The 18,910-nt window shown below is 64.0% G+C and carries 19 protein-coding genes and 1 pseudogene; 9 read left to right on the top strand and 11 right to left on the bottom strand.

The features are described 5' to 3' along the window. Positions 1-77 precede the first annotated feature (77 nt). From CG471_RS10420 to CG471_RS10390, 7 genes are all read right to left on the bottom strand, one after another. The gene (locus CG471_RS10420) at positions 78-332 is read right to left on the bottom strand and encodes an ATP synthase F1 subunit epsilon (protein WP_004210764.1); all 255 of its coding nucleotides are present in this window, start codon (positions 330-332) and stop codon (positions 78-80) included. A gap of 54 nt (positions 333-386) precedes the next feature. Then, a complete protein-coding gene (gene atpD / locus CG471_RS10415; RefSeq protein ID WP_004210765.1) occupies positions 387-1,832 on the bottom strand; it encodes a F0F1 ATP synthase subunit beta in 1,446 nt (481 codons plus the stop codon). Positions 1,833-1,856: 24 nt separating this feature from the next. Then, complete coding sequence (locus tag CG471_RS10410; protein ID WP_097382327.1) at positions 1,857-2,741, bottom strand: F0F1 ATP synthase subunit gamma; 885 nt, start codon at positions 2,739-2,741, stop codon at positions 1,857-1,859. A gap of 3 nt (positions 2,742-2,744) precedes the next feature. Next, positions 2,745-3,335 carry a LysE family translocator gene (locus CG471_RS10405; RefSeq protein WP_017500519.1) on the bottom strand — a complete coding sequence of 197 codons (591 nt, stop codon included), beginning with the start codon at positions 3,333-3,335 and terminating at the stop codon, positions 2,745-2,747. Positions 3,336-3,377: 42 nt separating this feature from the next. Next, the gene (atpA, locus tag CG471_RS10400) at positions 3,378-4,907 is read right to left on the bottom strand and encodes a F0F1 ATP synthase subunit alpha (protein ID WP_004210768.1); all 1,530 of its coding nucleotides are present in this window, start codon (positions 4,905-4,907) and stop codon (positions 3,378-3,380) included. Between the two features lie 2 nt (positions 4,908-4,909). Then, entirely contained in the window at positions 4,910-5,464 is a 555-nt protein-coding gene (locus CG471_RS10395; protein WP_004210769.1) for a F0F1 ATP synthase subunit delta, read from the bottom strand. A 181-nt stretch (positions 5,465-5,645) separates the two neighbouring features. Further along, positions 5,646-7,205, bottom strand: coding sequence for a S1C family serine protease (locus CG471_RS10390; protein ID WP_010338580.1), 1,560 nt, complete (start codon positions 7,203-7,205; stop codon positions 5,646-5,648). A gap of 125 nt (positions 7,206-7,330) precedes the next feature. On the opposite strand from CG471_RS10390, the gene ada reads away from it, so the two are divergent. The 4 genes from ada to CG471_RS10370 all read left to right on the top strand — a co-directional run bounded on the left by ada (position 7,331) and on the right by CG471_RS10370 (position 10,780). After that, positions 7,331-8,419: a bifunctional DNA-binding transcriptional regulator/O6-methylguanine-DNA methyltransferase Ada gene (gene ada, locus CG471_RS10385; protein WP_099231829.1), complete on the top strand. Its 1,089-nt coding sequence runs from the start codon at positions 7,331-7,333 to the stop codon at positions 8,417-8,419. 86 nt (positions 8,420-8,505) lie between these two features. Next, positions 8,506-9,051: a YfiR family protein gene (locus CG471_RS10380; protein WP_257211496.1), complete on the top strand. Its 546-nt coding sequence runs from the start codon at positions 8,506-8,508 to the stop codon at positions 9,049-9,051. Positions 9,052-9,053: 2 nt separating this feature from the next. Then, entirely contained in the window at positions 9,054-10,274 is a 1,221-nt protein-coding gene (locus tag CG471_RS10375) for a diguanylate cyclase domain-containing protein (protein WP_099231828.1), read from the top strand. A 14-nt stretch (positions 10,275-10,288) separates the two neighbouring features. Then, positions 10,289-10,780, top strand: coding sequence for an OmpA family protein (locus tag CG471_RS10370; protein WP_099231827.1), 492 nt, complete (start codon positions 10,289-10,291; stop codon positions 10,778-10,780). Here CG471_RS10370 and CG471_RS10365 read toward each other — a convergent pair. The 3 genes from CG471_RS10365 to CG471_RS10355 are packed head-to-tail and all read right to left on the bottom strand — an operon-like array spanning position 10,777 to position 13,798. Beyond that, positions 10,777-10,953, bottom strand: coding sequence for a DUF1289 domain-containing protein (locus CG471_RS10365; RefSeq protein WP_099231826.1), 177 nt, complete (start codon positions 10,951-10,953; stop codon positions 10,777-10,779). The genes CG471_RS10370 and CG471_RS10365 overlap by 4 nt on opposite strands. Beyond that, entirely contained in the window at positions 10,953-13,121 is a 2,169-nt protein-coding gene (locus CG471_RS10360; protein WP_099231825.1) for a primosomal protein N', read from the bottom strand. The genes CG471_RS10365 and CG471_RS10360 overlap by 1 nt, the downstream gene beginning before the upstream one ends. 38 nt (positions 13,122-13,159) lie before the next feature. Next, on the bottom strand, positions 13,160-13,798 hold the full coding sequence (locus tag CG471_RS10355; RefSeq protein ID WP_257211495.1) for a DUF2490 domain-containing protein: 639 nt from the start codon (positions 13,796-13,798) through the stop codon (positions 13,160-13,162). Between the two features lie 141 nt (positions 13,799-13,939). Here CG471_RS10355 and fsa point away from each other — a divergent pair, with 141 nt between their 5' ends. The 5 genes from fsa to CG471_RS10330 all read left to right on the top strand — a co-directional run bounded on the left by fsa (position 13,940) and on the right by CG471_RS10330 (position 18,608). Continuing rightward, a complete protein-coding gene (fsa, locus tag CG471_RS10350; RefSeq protein WP_099231823.1) occupies positions 13,940-14,593 on the top strand; it encodes a fructose-6-phosphate aldolase in 654 nt (217 codons plus the stop codon). Between the two features lie 64 nt (positions 14,594-14,657). Then, entirely contained in the window at positions 14,658-14,984 is a 327-nt protein-coding gene (locus tag CG471_RS10345; RefSeq protein WP_099231822.1) for an antibiotic biosynthesis monooxygenase, read from the top strand. Positions 14,985-15,053: 69 nt separating this feature from the next. Beyond that, positions 15,054-16,262: a GGDEF domain-containing protein gene (locus CG471_RS10340; protein ID WP_257211494.1), complete on the top strand. Its 1,209-nt coding sequence runs from the start codon at positions 15,054-15,056 to the stop codon at positions 16,260-16,262. 347 nt (positions 16,263-16,609) lie between these two features. Then, on the top strand, positions 16,610-17,614 hold the full coding sequence (locus tag CG471_RS10335; RefSeq protein ID WP_228221999.1) for a nucleoid-associated protein: 1,005 nt from the start codon (positions 16,610-16,612) through the stop codon (positions 17,612-17,614). Next, entirely contained in the window at positions 17,607-18,608 is a 1,002-nt protein-coding gene (locus CG471_RS10330; RefSeq protein ID WP_010336940.1) for a hypothetical protein, read from the top strand. Before CG471_RS10335 ends, CG471_RS10330 begins: the two co-directional genes overlap by 8 nt. 31 nt (positions 18,609-18,639) lie before the next feature. Here CG471_RS10330 and CG471_RS10325 read toward each other — a convergent pair. Continuing rightward, positions 18,640-18,783 (bottom strand): annotated as a pseudogene (locus CG471_RS10325) (integrase core domain-containing protein); the annotation flags it as partial. Positions 18,784-18,910: the final 127 nt, after the last annotated feature.

Here is an 18,910-nt window from a genome sequence, read left to right as displayed (position 1 = left end):
GGATAACCAAGAAAGGCCGCGCTCCGATGAGGAGCGCGGCCTTTCTTGGTCACAGACTAGTGATGGAGGAAAGTGCCTCAGCCCGCCTTTTCGGCGAGAACCGTCAGGCCCTTTTCATTCACTTCGGCAAAGCCGCCCTCGACCGGGATGATTTCCGGTGCGGCGCCAGCCGATGCGAAGATCTGGATCGCGCCATCGCGCACGGTCGACATGAAGGGCGCATGGCCCTCCAGCACGCCGAAGTCGCCATCGGTGCCGGGAACGACGACCTGATAGACCTCTTCCGAGCGGACGAGCTTTTCAGGGGTCACGAGTTCGAAATGCAGTGCCATTTTTATGTCCTATGCCCCCTCCCCGAACCGGGGAGGGGTATATGAGGTTAGAGCTTAGGCTGCTTCGGCAGCCAGCTTCTTCGCCTTTTCGATGGCTTCGTCGATGCCGCCGACCATGTAGAAGGCGTTTTCGGGCAGATGGTCATATTCACCATCGACCACGGCCTTGAACGACTTCACCGTGTCTTCGATCTGGACGAACTTGCCCGAGATGCCGGTGAAGACTTCGGCGACGTGGAACGGCTGCGACAGGAACTTCTGGATCTTGCGCGCGCGGGCGACGGTGATCTTGTCCTCTTCCGACAGTTCGTCCATGCCCAGGATCGCGATGATGTCCTGCAGCGACTTGTACTTCTGCAGGATCGACTGGACGGCACGGGCGGTGTCGTAATGTTCCTGGCCGACGACGCGGGGTTCCAGAACGCGGCTGGTCGAGTCCAGCGGATCGACCGCCGGATAGATGCCCAGTTCCGAAATGGCGCGGTTGAGAACGGTGGTGGCGTCAAGATGCGCGAACGAGGTCGCCGGCGCCGGGTCGGTCAAGTCGTCCGCGGGGACGTAGACGGCCTGGACCGAGGTGATCGAACCCTTGTTGGTCGAGGTGATGCGTTCCTGCAGCTGACCCATGTCGGTCGCCAGGGTCGGCTGATAGCCCACGGCCGAAGGAATACGGCCGAGCAGAGCCGACACTTCCGCGCCCGCCTGGGTGAAGCGGAAGATGTTGTCGACGAAGAACAGCACGTCCTGGTTCTCGACGTCGCGGAAATATTCGGCGATCGTCAGGCCCGACAGGGCGACGCGGGCACGGGCGCCCGGCGGTTCGTTCATCTGGCCATAAACCAGAGCCACCTTCGAACCTTCGCTGATCGCGTTGCCGTCGGCATCCTTGGCGATCACGTTGGCGTCGAGGAATTCATGGTACAGATCGTTACCTTCACGGGTGCGTTCGCCGACGCCCGCGAAGACCGAAGTGCCGCCATGGCCCTTGGCGATGTTGTTGATCAGTTCCTGGATGAGCACGGTCTTGCCGACGCCAGCGCCGCCGAACAGGCCGATCTTGCCGCCCTTGGCATAGGGGGCCAGAAGGTCGATGACCTTGATGCCGGTGACCAGGATCGACGCGTCGGTCGACTGGTCGACGAATTCGGGGGCCTTGGCATGGATCGGCGAACGCAGTTCGGTGGCAACCGGGCCGCGCTCGTCGATCGGCTCGCCGACGACGTTCAGGATGCGGCCGAGGGTGGCCGGGCCGACCGGAACCGAGATCTGCGCGCCGGTGTCGGTGACTTCCTGGCCGCGGGTCAGACCGTCGGTCGAGTCCATCGCGATGGTGCGGACGGTGTTCTCACCCAGATGCTGGGCGACTTCCAGCACCAGGCGCTGGCCGTTGTTGCTGGTTTCCAGCGCCGAAAGGATCGCCGGAAGCGCATCGGGGAAGGTCACGTCGACGACGGCGCCGATGACCTGCGAGATGCGGCCTACATTGTTGGTGGTTGCCATGACTATGTCCTTGCCTGCTTGTCCTTAGAGGGCTTCGGCGCCCGAGATGATTTCGACGAGTTCGGTGGTGATCGCGGCCTGGCGGCTGCGGTTATACTGGATCGTCAGCTTGTTGATGAGATCGCCGGCATTGCGGGTCGCATTGTCCATCGCGGTCATCGACGCACCCTGTTCGGACGCGTTGTTTTCCAGCAGCGCCTTGAAGATCTGCACCGTGACGTTGCGCGGCAGCAGGTCGTCGAGGATCGCTTCCTCGCTCGGCTCATATTCCACCGTGGCGGCGATCGCGTTGCGGTCGGCGTCGGCGGGGATCTTCACCGGGATGATCTGCTGTTCGGTCGGGATCTGCGCGAGCGCCGACTTGAAGCGCGAGTAGAAGAGATGGGCGACGTCGAACTTGCCGTCGAGGAACATCTGGCTGAGTTCCTGCGCCACCGCCTGGGCCTGGGCAAAGCCCGGTTCCTTGGCACCGGTGGTGTCGTAATTGGCGACGATCTTGCCCGGATAGGTGCGGTTGATCACCGGACGGCCCTTGCGGCCGATCAGGTAGAACAGCACCTTCTTGCCATCCAGCTCCAGCGCGCGGGCCTTGGCCAGCGCGGCCTTCACGATATTGGCGTTGAACGCGCCGGCAAGGCCGCGATCGCTATTGGCGACGACCAGCAGATGGACTTCGTCCTTGCCGGTGCCGGCGAGCAGCGGCGAAGCGCCTTCGCCCGAGCCGCCGGCGATCTTGGTCGCCAGGCTCGCGACGACCGCTTCCAGTCGCTCGCTATAGGGGCGCGCAGCTTCGGCAGCGGCCTGCGCCTTGCGCAGCTTGGCCGCGGCGACCATCTGCTTCGCCTTGGTGATCTTCTGGGTCGACTTCACCGACCCGATGCGCAGCTTCAGTTCCTTGAGGCTAGCCATAGTTCAAATATTCCGAGCAAGGGCCAGACGGCCCGCGAGACCAAAGAAACCGACGCCCATGGCGCCTTCGAACCAGCGCATCGCGCTGCTCTGCCCCACTTTGCGGCCCGCCTTGGTGGCGAGCAGCGCAAGCAGGGCGCACCACAGGAAACCGAGCCCATAGACGATCGCGATCAGCAGCATGCCCTGCCACGGCGCATCCGGGCCGGTGCCCACGAACTGCGGCAGCGCGGCGAGGAAGAAGATCGCGACCTTGGGGTTCAGCACGGTGCTGACCAGGCCCTGGGCGAAGGGCGATCCGCCGATCCGGACCCTGGGCGTTTCGCTTGCCGGTGCCGGCTTGATCGCGCCGCGCAGCAGGCCAAAGCCCATCCAGGCCAGATAGAGGGCACCGGCGATCTTAACGCCCAAGAACAGCCCCGGCACCGCATTCAGCACGCTGAGGAAGCCGAAGCCGCACAACAGCATGTAGAACAGGCCGCCGAGCTGGATGCCGCCGATCGCCGCCATTCCCGCCTTGAAGCCGCGGCGCGCCGCGTGGCCGGCCACCAACATGGTGTCCGGCCCCGGCAGCAGCACCAGACCGATCGACATCACGGTCCAGGCAAGAAGGGAATGGGCGGTCAGCACAGCGTCTTAAGCGAAGGTCTTGCCGAACGAGTCCAGCGCAGCCTTCAGCTTGCCCTTGGCGTCGTCGCCCAGATCCTTGCTGTCGCGGATCGCGGTCAGCACTTCGGGGTGGTCGTGACGCAGATAGGCGAGCATCAGCTCTTCATAACGGGTCACGTCCTTGACCGGGATGCCGTCCAGATAGCCGTTGGTGCCGGCGAAGATCGACGCGGTCTGCTCTTCGAACGGCAGCGGCGAGAACTGGCCCTGCTTGAGCAGTTCGGTCAGGCGCGCGCCGCGGTTCAGCAGCTTCTGGGTCGAGGCGTCGAGGTCCGAGCCGAACTGGGCGAAGGCCGCCATTTCGCGATACTGGGCCAGCTCCAGCTTGATCGAGCCCGAAACCTTCTTCATCGCCTTGGTCTGCGCGGCCGAGCCGACGCGCGACACCGACAGGCCGACGTTGATGGCCGGACGGATGCCCTGGTAGAAGAGGTTGGTTTCGAGGAAGATCTGGCCGTCGGTGATCGAGATCACGTTGGTCGGGATGTAGGCCGACACGTCGCCTGCCTGGGTCTCGATGATCGGCAGCGCGGTCAGCGAGCCATTGCCATTGGCGTCGTTCATCTTCGCAGCGCGTTCCAGCAGGCGGCTGTGCAGATAGAAGACGTCGCCCGGATAGGCTTCGCGGCCCGGAGGACGACGCAGCAGCAGCGACATCTGGCGATAGGCGACGGCCTGCTTGGAAAGGTCGTCATACACGATCACGGCGTGCATCCCGTTGTCGCGGAAGAATTCGCCCATGGTGACGCCGGTATAGGGCGCCAGATACTGGAGCGGAGCGGGTTCCGAAGCGGTCGCGGCGACGACGATCGAATATTCCATCGCGCCATTTTCTTCGAGCTGCTTGACGATCTGCGCGACGGTCGAGCGCTTCTGGCCGACGGCGACGTAGATGCAGTAGAGCTTCTTGCTCTCGTCGTCGCCCGCGTTGATGCCCTTCTGGTTGATGAAGGTATCGATCGCGACGGCGGTCTTGCCGGTCTGGCGGTCACCGATGATCAGCTCGCGCTGGCCACGGCCGACGGGGACGAGGGCGTCGATCGCCTTCAGGCCGGTCTGCACGGGTTCGTGCACCGACTTGCGGGGGATGATGCCCGGCGCCTTGACTTCGACGCGCTTGCGCTCGGTATATTCGATCGGGCCCTTGCCATCGATCGGGTTGCCGAGGCCGTCGACGACGCGGCCCAGCAGACCCTTGCCGACGGGGACGTCGACGATGGTGCCGGTGCGCTTGACGGTGTCGCCTTCCTTGATCTCGGCGTCCGAGCCGAAGATCACGATGCCGACATTGTCGGCTTCGAGGTTGAGTGCCATGCCCTGAACGCCATTGGCGAACTCGACCATTTCGCCCGCCTGGACGTTGTCGAGGCCATGGACGCGGGCAATGCCGTCACCCACGGTCAGAACGGAACCGACTTCGCTGACCTGCGCTTCGGTGCCGAAATTGGCGATCTGGTCCTTGATGACCTTCGAAATTTCTGCGGCGTTGATATCCATGTTCAGCCTTTCATCGCCAGGGCGAGACTATTCAAACGGGTGCGGATGGAGGAATCGATCATCTGGCTGCCGATCTTGACGACCAGCCCACCCAGGATCGCGGGATCGACCTTGGCCTCGACGGCGACGTCGCGGCCGACACGCGCCTTGAGGCCCTTGGCCAGCGCGGTCAGTTGAGTCTTGGTGAGCGGATGCGCGCTCGTCACTTCGGCGCGGGCCTCGCCCTTGTGATTCGACAGCAGCGTCTCATAGGCGCGGATGACCGCGGGAAGCTGCGAGAGGCGACGGTTCTGGGCGAGCACGCCCAGGAAATTCGTCGTCAGCGGATCGATCGACATGGCGGATGCAACCGCCGCGATCGTCTTACCCGCTGCGTCGCGGCTGAGAACGGGACTGTTGATCAGGCCCTTGAAATCAGACGATTCTGCGATCGCCGCCTTGATTGCCGCGAGGCTCGCTGCGACGGTGTCGAGCGTCTTGCCGTCGCGGGCCAGATCGAACAGCGCCACCGCATAGCGGCCGCTGAGGCTGGCCTGAATACCGCCGGTAGTCTCCACGCGCTTACCGTCCTCCAACTTGATTTGCCGGTCATGCAAAAAGAGGGGGAGCAGTAATAACCGTCCCCTGTTGTCGGGCCGGTTAGCAGTGCCAATATGACTATGCAAGTCATGTGACACGATTCCATCGCATCGACGAAATCAAGCCAATTTGACTGAGTTTTTCGGGAAAACGAACAGGCTAGGGAGCGGGGTCTGCGGGGGCAAGCCGTCCTTTTTGGCAATGATAGACCAGCCGCTCGTTCGGCTGGGGCGGCAGCAGCGCGGCGAGGTCCGACTGGAGCGTCGCGATCCGGGTCAACATCGTGGAATCGCTGCTGCATCCCTTGATCGGGCCATCCTTCAGCAGGGCGCGGGCCTTGTCCATCGTGTCGCCGTCGGGCAGCCAGCGCTGCACCCGCAACAGGCCGGTGGCCGGGTCGAATTCGCTGCGGCTGACATAATTGCCCTCGTCGGGCACATGGGCGCGCTGCCAAGTCGTGCCGGTCGCCTGATATTGGGTGTCGCCGTTGACGCAGCCGCCCTCGGCCCAGTTCAGGCCGACATCATTGGGCTGCGACACGGTCAGTCGGCTGCGGTTGAGGTCGATCCGGCAGATATTGTCGCCGGCCCAGGCAAAGGCCTTGTTGCTGACCACGCTCTGGTCCTCGGGCAGCTTCACCCGCTCGTCGATGCTGGCAAAGCTGGGCTTGAAGACGAACAGGCCAAGCGCGCCCATCAACAGGATGCCGCCACCAGCGATGAACCAGGTGGCGCGCTTTTCACGGCCCTGGCTGTAGAAGAGGCCGCCAGCGCCCAGGCCCAGCACCGCAAGGGCCAGCAGCACGGCGGCACCCGCCATCGCATTTTCGCGGCCGGAAATGACATCGCGCTCGGCGGTGTCGCGGGCCTGCTGCAGCGCCTGCTCGCGCTTGTCGGCGGCCGCGCGGTCATTCTGTTCGGTCAACTGCGATTCGCGCTGGGTGATCGATGCTTCGGCCGCGTCGGCTTCGGCCATGGTGCGGCAGGCGACGACGGTGTGGAGCGAGGACACGCCGGCCTGACGCAGGAAGGAAGCGACTTCGCGCCAGGATACGGCAAAGCCGAATTCGGCATCATTGCCGTCCGAGATCGAGCCGAAGCTGTTGACGCCCAGCACCCGGCCGCAATCGTCGACCAGCGGGCCGCCGCTGTTGCCGGCGGCAAGCGGGGCGGTGTGCAGGATGGTGTCGAAGCTCTGGCTGGAGCGGCCGGACGAGATACTGCCGCTGGTCTTCACCGTGCCGAGCGGTTCGACCAGTTGCTTGAGGCTGAGGCCCTGGGCGCGATCGACGGTGCCGGGATAGCCGATAGCGGTGACATGCTGGCCGTCATCGACCGCCCCGGCATAGAAGGTGGCGACCGGCAGGCTGCCTTCCTCCAGCTGGATCAGGGCCAGGTCGTTGCCCGGCGAATAGGCGATGATCCGCCCGCCATAGCTTTTCTTGCCCTCCGACGGGATCACGCCGATGACGAGATCCTTCTCCTCGCGCGCCAGTTCGACGACATGGGCGTTGGTCAGCACCTTGTCCGGGGCGATCGCGATGCCGCTGCCATGGCCCACGAAATAGGCGTCCGCGCCATTGGTCGCGACCAGGGCGACGCGCACCACGCTGCGCGCGGCGGCGGTGATATCCTGCTGTTCGGCCCGTGCGGGGCTGAGCAGGACGAGGGACGCGACAAGCGCGGCGATCGGGCGAAGGCGACGGAAAAGGGCGACCATAGGAGGCGCATACATATGCGAAGGCCCGCTTTAGGCAATCGGGAAAAAGCGGATGCGACGGGCCGTGTGCTTTTGACCGCAAGCGACGGGAAGCCTCGCCAAGCCGTCTGGATTACCCCATATCCATGAACCAGATGACACGCCTCGAACCCGTCCCGGCCGCCATGCCCGATGCCGAAGACTGCTGGGCCGCCTTTCTCGCACGCGATCGGCGGCAGGATGGCTGCTTCGTCGGGGCGGTGCTGACCACCGGCATTTATTGCAAGCCGAGCTGCCCGGCCCGGCACCCGAAGCGGGAGAATATGATCTTCCTGCCTGATGGTGCGGCGGCCCGTGCGGCGGGCTTTCGCGCCTGCCTGCGCTGCCGGCCGGATGAGGTCGGGCGCGACCAGCAGGCGGTGGAAGCGGCGATCCGCCTGATCCGCGCCGCCGAAACGCCGCCCCGGCTGGAGGAGATGGCCGACCATGTCGGCTATGCGCCGCATCATTTCCATCGCTTGTTCAAGCGGATCACCGGCCTGACCCCGGCCGCCTATGCCCGCGATCTGCGCGCCGAGCGGCTGAAGGCGGCACTGGCGACGCCCGGCAGCGTGACCGATGCGATCTATGAGGCCGGCTATAACGCGCCGAGCCGCGCCTATGCTGATGCCGAACGGCATCTGGGCATGACGCCCAGCGCCTGGCGCGAGGGCGGGCGCGGCGTCGATATCCGCCATGTCGTGATCGGGACGAGCCTGGGCGCGCTGCTGGTCGCGGCGACCGAGCGCGGCCTGTGCCGCATCGCCTTCGAGGAAGGGGAGGCAGAGCTGCGCCGCCGATATCCCAACGCGACTCTGTTGCCCTCGGACGCCGCGCTGGATCGCTGGGCGGCGGCAGTGGCGGCGCTGGTCGACAATCCGGGCGCCGACGCGGACCTGCCGACCGATGTCGGCGGCACCGCCTTTCAGCAGGCGGTCTGGGCCGCCTTGCGGGCGATCCCGGCGGGCGAGACGCGCAGCTATGGAGAAATCGCCGCGGCGATCGGCCGGCCGGGCGCCGTGCGCGCAGCGGGGACCGCCTGCGGCGACAATGGCCTGGCAATATTGGTGCCGTGTCATCGTGTGCTGCGCAGCGACGGAAGCCTGGGCGGCTATGCCTATGGAGTCGACCGCAAGCGGAGCCTGCTGGAGGCGGAGCGTCGCGCGAAGATGACAGCGAAGGCGACAGGTGAATGATCCTTGCTCGATCCGCTTGCGTCACAATATTCTCGTAATTTAACTTTTGATTAACTATAGGCTCGCGCCTTCTTCAAAGGGGGCGGGTGGGCTTGCGTAGTCTGTTGTTCTGGCTGTTGCTGATGACGCCGACCATGACAGTGGCATTGCCGCTGGCGCGGCCGGTGGCGATGCCGATCGGTCCCGGTCCCGACCGGATGGCCGCCGGCGTTGCGCGCATGGTCGGATCCATCCTGGAATTTACCCGCTGGCCAACCGCGCGGCCGGTCGTGCGCATGTGCATGGCCGGTGTCGTCGCCCATGGCGACCAGTTGGATGAGATCAGCCTGACGAACGGGGCGCGGATCGCCACGGTGGCGCTGGCCGCCGATGAGGCCGCGCCGGCCGCGCGGTGCGATGCGCTTTATCTCGGAAGCCTGGACGCGGTGGTGCGCCAGCGTTTGATCGCCGCCATGCGCGGCAATGCGGTGGTGACGATCGCGGAGGATGATCGCGACTGTGCGGGCGGGGCGATGTTCTGCCTGTTGTTTGCGCCGCAGACGCTGTCCTTCCAGCTCAACATCGATGCGGTGTCCCGATCCACGGTGCGGATCGATCCGCGTGTGCTGCGCGTGGCGAAGGGGGGCTATTGACCATGGCCGAACAAAGCCTGACCGCAATGCCGACGTTGCGCCATTTGCTGGCGCGAGCGCATCTGCGCCTGATCCTGTTCGCCGTGTTGATGGCGGGCCTGACGCTGACGGTGACAGGTGTCACCGTCATTCGCGGCTATGCCGCGCGCAACCTGACGCTGATCGCGCAGACCGTCGCCTATACGGTCGAGCCGGCGCTGCTGTTCGAGGATGTCGATGCGGCGCGGCGCGGGATCGCCACGGTGGCGGCATCCGAAAGCGTGCGATCGGTCGAGCTGCATGATCGTGATGGACGGCTGATCGCGGCCTGGAACCGGCCCGATCGCGGCATGGCCGGCAACCTGTCCCGGATCGTGGACGCGCTGTTCTGGCCCAGCCCGGTGCGGGTGCCGGTCCATCATGGGCCGGTCGTCGTCGCCGAAGTGCAGGTGTTCGGCGATGCCGGAGGGCTGGGGCGCTATATCCTGTCGGGGGTGGCCACTGCGCTCGCCTGCCTGGGGCTGACCATCGTCGCGACCCAGTTGCTGGCGCGGCGGTTGCAGCGCGACGTGACGGGACCATTGGCCCATATTGCGCAAGTCGCCCATGCAGTTCGCACTGACCGCCAGTTCGATCAGCGCGTGCCGGTCGCCGGCATTCATGAGGTCGATCAGTTCGCGCGCGATTTCAATGCGCTGCTGGATGAACTGGACGAATGGCACACCGGCATTTTGAACGAGAATCGTATCCTGGAGCGCCAGGCGACGCGCGATCCGCTGACCGGCCTTGGCAATCGTGCGATGTTCGAGCGAGAGCTGGCGGCGACCATGGCGCAGGCCGATGCAGGCGACACATCCTTCGCGGTCATCTATGTCGATGTGAACCGGTTCAAGCAGGTCAATGACAGCCATGGCCATGATGCCGGCGATGTCATGCTGATCGTCATCGCCGCGCGGCTGCGGATGGCCTTGAGGCCGGGCGACATGGCCTTCCGTCTGGGCGGCGACGAATTTGCGCTGATCCTGGCGGCCGGGGCGACCCGATCCGAGGCCGATCAGATGTCGGCCCAGATCGGGGCCGGCATGACCCAGCCGATCATGTTGCCGAGCGGCGTCAGCATCCGATCCTCGCTGAGCATCGGCAGCGCTCTCTATCCACAGGACAGTGTCGATCCGCGCGCACTGCTGCGCCATGCCGACGCGGCCATGTATGCGGCCAAGGCGCGGAGCGACGGCCGGAATTGATGATGAGGAACAACATGCGAAAGCTTCTTTCCCTCCTGGCGCTGACTTTGCTGGCAGCCTGTCAGACGGTGCAGCCGAGTGATGGCTTCACCGAAGCACAGAAGACGGTGCTGCGTGCCAATGGCTTTCAGCCGGTCGGCAGCAACTGGGAATTCGGCATGGCCGACCGGCTGTTGTTCTCGACCGACCAGAGCGTGCTGATCCCGGCGCAGCACGACGTGATCAGCCGGATCGCGAGCGCGCTGGTCGCCGTCGAAGTGCGCGGCGCCAAGGTGGAGGGGCATACCGACAATACCGGCACGGCCGCCTATAATGAGCAATTGTCGCAGAAGCGGGCGCAGGCCGTTGCCGACGCACTGGCGGCGGGCGGCATGGCACCGGCGGCTCTGCATCCGGTGGGCATGGGGTTGCGGGTGCCGGTGGCGAGCAATGACAGCGAGGTCGGCCGTCAGGAAAACCGCCGCGTGGTCATCATCGTCGCACCGAACGACGCCATGTCGCTTTAACGGCGGATTGGCTCGAAATCCTTCACCCGCGCCATGACGGCGGCGCGCTGGGCTTCGGTCATGCTGCGCCAGTGGACGATTTCGTCGAGGGTGCGGCCACAGCCGGTGCAGCCCTTGCGCTCGGCATCAAGCGAACAGAGATTGCGGCAGGGGCTCTCGATCGGCGCGGCCATCACATGAAGCTGTAGGGATCGACGTCCACCGCGACGCGGGTGGTCGATTTCCACACCAGATTGCCGAGCCATTCGCGGATCACCGACTGGATGTCGACCTGGCGCGTGGCATGGATCAGCAGCCGGTGGCGATGCCGGCCGCGCAGCACGGAAAGGGGGGCTGGGGCGGGGCCATAGACCCGCATCCCCTCCACCTGCGGCGCCGACTTGCCGATCAGCCGCGCGGTCTGTGCGGCTTCGTCGCTATCCTCGCTGGAAATGATGATCGCGGCGAAACGGCCGAAGGGCGGGGCATTGGCGCGGCGGCGATTTTCGGTCTCGATCAGATAGAAGCGCTCGCTGTCGCCGGCGATCAGCGCCTGGATCACTTCTGCATCGGGCATGCGGGTCTGGATGAAGACATGGCCCGGCTTTTCGCCGCGCCCGGCGCGCCCGGCGACCTGCATGATCTGCTGGAAGGTGCGTTCGGATGCGCGCAGATCGCCGCCCTCCAGCCCCAGGTCCGCGTCGATCACGCCGACCAGGGTCAGGTTGGGGAAATGATAGCCCTTGGTGATGAGCTGGGTGCCGACGATGATGTCGATGTCGCCGGCCTCGACCGACTTCACGAAATCGGCGGCGCGGGCGGGCGAGTGCAGCGTGTCGGACGTGGCGATGGCCACCCGTGCCTGTGGCCACAGCGCCTTCACTTCGTCGGCGATGCGCTCGACGCCGGGGCCGCAGGCGACCAGGCTGTCCTCTTCCTTGCATTCGGGGCAGAAGCGCGGCGCCGGGATGACATGGCCGCAATGATGGCAGGCCAGCCGCTTGGTCAGCCGATGCTCGACCATCCAGCTGGTGCAATTGGGGCATTGGAAGCGATAGCCGCAATGGCGGCACAGCGTCAGCGGGGCATAGCCGCGCCGGTTGAGGAAGAGCAGGCTCTGCTCGCCCTTGGCCAGCACTTCCTCCATCGCCACGACCAGCGGCGGCGCGATCCAGCGGCCACGCTCGGGCGGATCGGTCAGCAGGTTGATGCCCTCGATATCGGGCATCTGTGCGCCGCCGAAACGGGCCGGCAGCTTGATCTCGCGATAGCGGCCAAGGTCGACCTGGTGCCGTGTCTCGATCGCGGGAGTGGCGGAGGCCAGCACGACCGGGAAATGTTCGATAAGGCCCCGCATCACGGCGACGTCGCGGGCATGATAATGGACGCCTTCTTCCTGCTTGAAGCTTGCCTCATGCGCCTCGTCGACGACGATCAGGCCCAGATTGGGGTAGGGCAGGAACAAAGCGGAGCGGGCACCGACGACGACCCGCGCCTCGCCTGCCGCGATCGCGCGCCAGGCGCGGCGGCGTTCGCTCTGGCGCAGGCCGCTATGCCAGTTGACCGGGACCGTGCCGAAGCGTTTCTCGAACCGCTCCAGAAAGGGTTCGGTCAGGGCGATTTCGGGCAGCAGCACCAAGGTCTGCTTGCCGGCGCGGATGGCCGCGGCGATCGCCTCGAAATAGACCTCGGTCTTGCCCGATCCTGTGACGCCGTCGAGCAGGAAGGGAGCGAATTCATGGGCACGCACCGCGTCCGCCATGTCGGTCGCGGCCGCCATCTGCTGGTCGGACAGGGCCGGCGGCGCGTGGGCCGGGTCGGGCTCGGGGAAGGGGGTGTCGACGCTGACCTCGACCGGCTCGAACGCGCTGGCCTTCACCAGACCGCGGATCACCGTGTCGCTGACCCCGCCGATCATCGCCAGTTCGCGCACCAGCCCCTGCCGGTCGCCGATCCGCTCCATCGCCTGGGTTCGCTGTTCGGTCATGCGATCGGGAAGCTGGCCGGTGGCACGATATTCGATGACGGTGCGCGTGCCCTCCAACGCCGACATCGACGCCAGCGCCATGCGCAGCACGGCGGCCGGCGGGGCGAGATAATAGTCGGCGGTCCATTCGATCAGCCGGCGCAGCGTTTCAGGCAGCGGCGGCGCGTCCAGCACTTCCAGCAGGTTGCGCAGCCGGTTGTCGCCGACCGTCTCGACATCCGGAAAGGACTCCTCGTCCCAGACCACACCGACCAGCTGGCGCGGGCCCAGCGGGGCGACCACGATGCTGCCCGGCCTGGCCGTCATGCCATGGGGGATGCGATAGTCGAGCGGGCCGAGGGCGGCATTGAGCAGGAGGACACGGGCGCGGGCCATTGAGCGTCCTTAACCGCTCTTGCCGTTCTGGCAAATCGTCAGAGCCGCCAGGCGATCGCCAGCCAGGGGACATGGACGACCTCATCGGGTCGGTTATCGGGGAAACTATGCTGGCGCATATAGCTCAGCTGGATGCCGAGCCGCGGCGTCAGCACATGGCGCAGGCCGATCAGCTGTCGCGTGGTGACAAGTTCGCTGTCCTGGACCGCGCTTGGCTTGTGCAGTTCGAAGAAAAATTCGGCGGAGGTCAGGAGGAACCATTTCCGCTGCTTTTCCAGCGGGATGTCGAGCTGGATGCGTTCGCGCAGGCGCCAGGCCGGGCGGGCGGCGCTGTCGATATAGCGCTGTTCAAGCCGGGTGCGGCTCTGCAGCACGCCCAGATCCACGATCAACTGCTGGTGGAAGCGCATCTCCTTCTGCATCCGGCTGGTGACGAAGGCGAAGCCGCCGCCCAGTTGCACCCCGTCGGCAATCCGGTGGTCCAGGGTGATCCGTTGCAGCAACTGGTCGTCGGCCGGCCGCAGGCGATAGCTTGTTTCGATGCCGATGCGATCATTGTCGTCAATCTGCGCGACGCCGCCAGCGCTGATCCAGGTCTGGGCCTCCTGATCCGCAGCGCGGGCGGAAAAGGGCAGGACGAGCATGGCGAGGGCAGTCAGGCAAATATATGCGCGCATCGCAAACATCATGGCCGCTCCCCTGTCGCGGAAGAGGTAGAAGGCGGCGGGGGCCAAGGCAATCGCCGTTCGCCCCGATGGCCAATCCATCGGCCAGCCGCTAAAGGGAGCCGATTCGCGAATCCTGCCCCGGAGCATCCCATGAAATTCTTCGTCGACACCGCCGACATTGCCGAAATCCGTGACCTAGCCGCCACCGGCCTGCTGGACGGCGTCACCACCAACCCGTCGCTGATCCACAAGTCGGGCCGCAAGTTCCTGGAAGTGATCGAGGAAATCTGCGGCGTCGTCGACGGCCCGGTGTCGGCCGAGGTCGTCGCGCTCGACCATGAGACGATGATGAAGGAAGCCGCGGTCCTGCGGAAGATTGCCCCCAATGTCTGCATCAAGGTGCCGCTGACCATCGACGGCCTCAAGACCTGCAAGGCGCTGACCGACGATGGCGTGATGGTGAACGTCACCCTCTGCTTCTCGGCCAACCAGGCACTGCTCGCGGCCAAGGCTGGCGCCAGCTTCATCTCGCCCTTCGTCGGCCGTCATGACGATAATGGCTTCGACGGCATGCAGCTGATCGAAGACATCCGCCTGATCTACGACAACTATGCTTTCGACACCGAAATCCTGGTCGCGTCGGTCCGTCACCCGATCCACGTGCTCGACAGCGCCAAGATCGGCGCCGATGTGATGACCGCGCCGCCGGCCGTCATCAAGGCCCTGTTCAACCATGTGCTGACCGACAAGGGCATTGCCGGCTTCATGGCCGACTGGGCCAAGACCGGCCAGTCGATCCTCTAAGCGACATTGCCGGCGGGCGGGGGGGCCGCCCGCCCGGCCATTGTCTCCGCACGAGGAGGTGGCCATGTTCGTTGCGGTCTATTGGTGGCGCGTCCACCCCGGCAAGGAAGAGCAGTTCCGCGCAGCCTGGCGTCGCGGCACCGACCTCATCCGTGAAAAATATGGCAGCTGTGGATCGCGCCTGCACCGCGATGCGGACGGGCGGTTCGTGCGCTATGCCGAATGGCCGGACGAGGCGACCTGGCGCGCGGCGTTCGACGCGAAGATGGTCTATGACGATCCGACAACCCGCGCCGCCTTTGTCGACGCGATCGCCGAAGTGCCGGTGGATGCCGACCCGATCTTTACCATGACGGTCACCGACGACCTGCTGATGCGTGCGACGAGCTGAGCCGGGCGGGAACCTTTTGTTCAGCATATTCGGCTAGATAGCACGCTCCTTTCCCCGATGAACCTGTCCATGCCGATCGACGCCGTCACCATGCTGCTCATGACCCAGGCCATCGCCCTTGTTGCGGCGCTGGTGCTGGCTGCCGAATGGCGTCTGGCAAAGGTGCGCTCGCTCGCCTGGTGGAGCGCGGGATTCGCGACCATCGTGGTGGGCAGCGGGATGTCGGTGCTGCGCACGGTGGACAGCTTCCTTCTCTATGTCTGGCTGGCCAATGGCCTGCTGGTGGTGGCGCATCTGTTGTTCGCCAAGGGCGCGGCGGCCTTTGCCGGGCGACGCCTTCCCGGCATCTGGCTCGGCGTGCTGCTGGTCTGGGTGGCGCTGCTGGGCACCGATCCGGCAAGTGATCGCACCGCCCTGTTCGGCCTCGTCAATTCGGCGCTGGTCGCAATCCTGTCGCTCAAGGCCGCGTCCCTCCTGCTTTCGCTCCGCCGCACCAGCGAAGTGCGCGATGCGGTGCGGCTGGGGCACATCTTCCTTGGCCATGGCATATTCTACCTCGCCAAGTCGGGGCTGATCTTCATGCCGGGCCTGTTCGTCAGCCTGGTCGGCTTCAAGGGGCTGCTGATCAAGGCCTCGCTCTATGAGGGCATATTGGTTGAGGTGTCGTTGGCGCTGCTGATGCTGGCGGCGGTGCGGCACCGGCGCGAACGGCAGATCACGGCGCTGGCGGAGCGGGATTCGCTGACCGGCGCCTATAATCGCCGCGCGTTCGAGGCGAAGGCGGCCGCCGGCATGGCGCTGGCACTGCGGTCCGGCCAGCCGGTGGCCCTGCTGCTGTGCGACGTCGATCATTTAAGGGGGGTAAGGGCGGGCTCCGCCCACCCCCCGGGCGGTGGGCTGGGGGGGGGGCGGGCGGGGATTTTGAGGGATTGCGTACCCGCCGATGCACTGGTGGCGCGGCTGGGCGGCGATGAGTTCGCCGTTCTGCTCTTTGGCCTCCCACCCGAAAATCTGCCGGCGCTCGGTCGCCGCATCTGCCATCGTTTTGCGCAGAGCGGGGCGGGTGCCGCCGGGGCGAGTCTGCAAGTGTCTACCAGCATCGGCGCGGCGACCAGTATCACGGGCACGGAGGAGCTGCCGCATCTGTTCGATCGGGCGGACCGCGCGCTCTATGACGCCAAGCGCAAGGGGCGCGATCGCATGTCGGTTGAATCGGGCGTGGACCTGAGCGTGGCGATTCCGCCGCTGCGCCTCGCCAAAGTGGCACGTCGCGCCTGATTGGCGACCCCGAGTTATCTTTTCGTGTCGGTTGTCAGGAAGTCTGCTCCTGACCCCCTAGAGTTTCCGGTGCTTTTGTCATCAGAGGATCACGGCTGATTTTCAACTTCTGCTCCTCTGGAGGGGGAGTAATGTCAACTTCTGCTCCGATCCCTATTTATCGGCGATTCAGATGAACCTTTCATCGCGTCGAGAAGATTCCTAGCCGAAGCCCAGAGCATGATATCTGCGCTAAATCTGCGACACCTTGCTTATCGCTCGCTCGTGCTTCAAAGTTTTGCGTAACAGTCGGACGTCCCAAGGATTGGTCATGTCCGTCACGGTTTTGGACGTTGGGGGGATTATTGGTGACCGAGATAATTGCGCTTGCGATTCATGACCTGAATCGTAGCGATGCTGGCTATTCTGTCGCACTCTCCAAGAAGTTGCTTGACGTGACCGACACGACGCTTCGCGTCATCTCCACGGTCTATGAACTTTACAACAGCCGGACTTCCAAGTCTCACGGTCGGTTCACAACGGCAGAAGGTTCTCCCACCGAGGGGCAAATCCGTGCCTATGTTGAGGCCAAGGAGAAGGACTTCCTCGGTCTTACCGGCAAGATGATGGATAATCTGGCACGGGAAGCGGGAAAGAAATCTGCTTCAGTCGGCGGGCATGTGTTTTTTGCCCACTTCCGACGGGATGGTTCAGATTTCATGCTCGTCACGGTGGTCACCGACAAGCTGAGCGCGGCCCTGACCAAAAATCATGGAATGGAGGACGTCGAGCACCTCGATCTCGATGGTTTCCGCTTCGCCGGCCGCATTAATCTTACTGCTTGGGCGGACAAGCAGGACCGCTACCTGAGCTTCTTGAAAGGCAAGGGTTCGATATCCGATTATTTTCGTGATTTCCTTGGCTGCGATTCGGCGGTTCTGGAGCGTAAGGACACTCAGAGCCTCGTGGATGCACTGAAGGAATTTACGCTCACTGAAAAGATGGTCGACACCGAGGCGACGGCGTTCCTGTCCGATGCCTTAGATTATCTTGGCAAGGCGAATAAGGCGAAGGAGCCGGTGGATTTCGAAGCTATGGCAAATCGCCTGATGCCGAAGGAACCCGGCAGGCTATCGAAATTTCTGGCCAATACCGATCGTCAGCTGAATGAAGGCTATGTTCCGAACGCCAGCGCATTGAAAGCCCTCGTGAAAGTGACCGCCAAAACGAAGATGTGGTCGGTCGAATTCACGCGTGAAGCAATCGACCAGAGCAAAGTCGTGTTCGACAAGGACAAGAAATCCCTTACGTTGATGGATGTGCCAGACGAGCTGATCAATCAGATGCGCGCCGAAGGGATGATCAGTGATTGATGTTACGTTTGCCGATCTTGTCGAGATATACCGCGCTACGCGGTTCGATGATGAGAACGGCGACGTTCTGACGATCAAGAGCGACCATATGGTGGCAGTTTTAACCGCCATCATGGAGATCGATACGCATTACAACGATGCCCAGATTTCGGTCGAGGACGGCTATGATCTGGCCGTCGGGGCAGAAGTGCCGGTAACGATTGGTCGGCCCAATGTGGCGAAGATGGGCCTGTTGGTTTCCACTTTGGATGATCTGTTCAAGGCGCCTGGCGCCGTGCTCGCGGAGCCTCAGCGGTATTACATCAAGAAAGAACATTACGCGTCGGGTGATAACCCTGTCCCGCCAAAACTGCTTGCGTATCGTGCAGTCTTGGACGTGCTCAAGATACTTCGCGATAGCGCGTCGCTGGTTGATGAAACGATGCGTCAGCTCATTTTCATCGGCAAAGAGAAGGTCGTCGTGCCGATCCAGTTTGGTTCAATGGACCTTCGCGGCGACGTGGTGGGTCAGGCTGTGCGGCTGACGAAGCTGTTCGAAGACGAATTGCACTTGGATGAGAAGCGGACGATTCTTCAGACCACCCTCATCGAAATGGTGCGTTCGCTACGCGACAAGGATCGGTTCGGTTTCCTAATTCGGAATCTAGATCGCCTCGCGAATGAGGTCGAGAAGGGATATCGACTCTTCACCTCGAGCTTCTCGTACTCGAAGATCCGCAATGAGGTTGAAACGGCGCGACTGGATTTCGTGGGCAAGATCCACAAGACCATCGTCGATATCCAAGGCCAGCTCCTTGGCATTCCTGTTGCAACGATCGTCGTGGTTTCCCAACTCAAGAAGGTGCCGGCGTCGTGCGGCCTCGAGTTCTGGACGAACCTTGGCGTGCTTATAGGAGCAATCGTCTTCGCGGTGATGTTGGGGATTGCCGGGCTGAACCAGTGGAAGACGCTCAATGTTATCGCGAAAGAGGTGAAGCGGCAAAGCACCCGCTGATCTGCCCCCACCGAGTGGACCGATTGGTTTGTTAGTGCATTAAGCTCATCGCCGCCATATCCGGACGGAGGTGGAGCGAAGCGGAACCGGAGGCCGGATATGGCGGTGTCGCCGTTTCTGGTGCCGGTGGCCGATAGCCAAGACTGCTGTGCGGGCGGACGGTGTTGTAATGCCGGGGACTGTCAGGATTTCCGTGTGCGGCCGGGCGGTTGATCATCAGGCCGCCATGGCTCTGATGAAACGTTCGCCGAAGATCACGGCAAATTGCGCCTTCGCCATGGTCCACTCACGTGGTGGCATCT

The organism is Sphingobium sp. IP1 (genome assembly GCF_002708645.1).
Lineage (GTDB): Bacteria > Pseudomonadota > Alphaproteobacteria > Sphingomonadales > Sphingomonadaceae > Sphingobium > Sphingobium yanoikuyae.
Note: the sequence above shows the minus strand (reverse complement) of the source record. Positions and strands in the feature narration are given on the sequence as shown.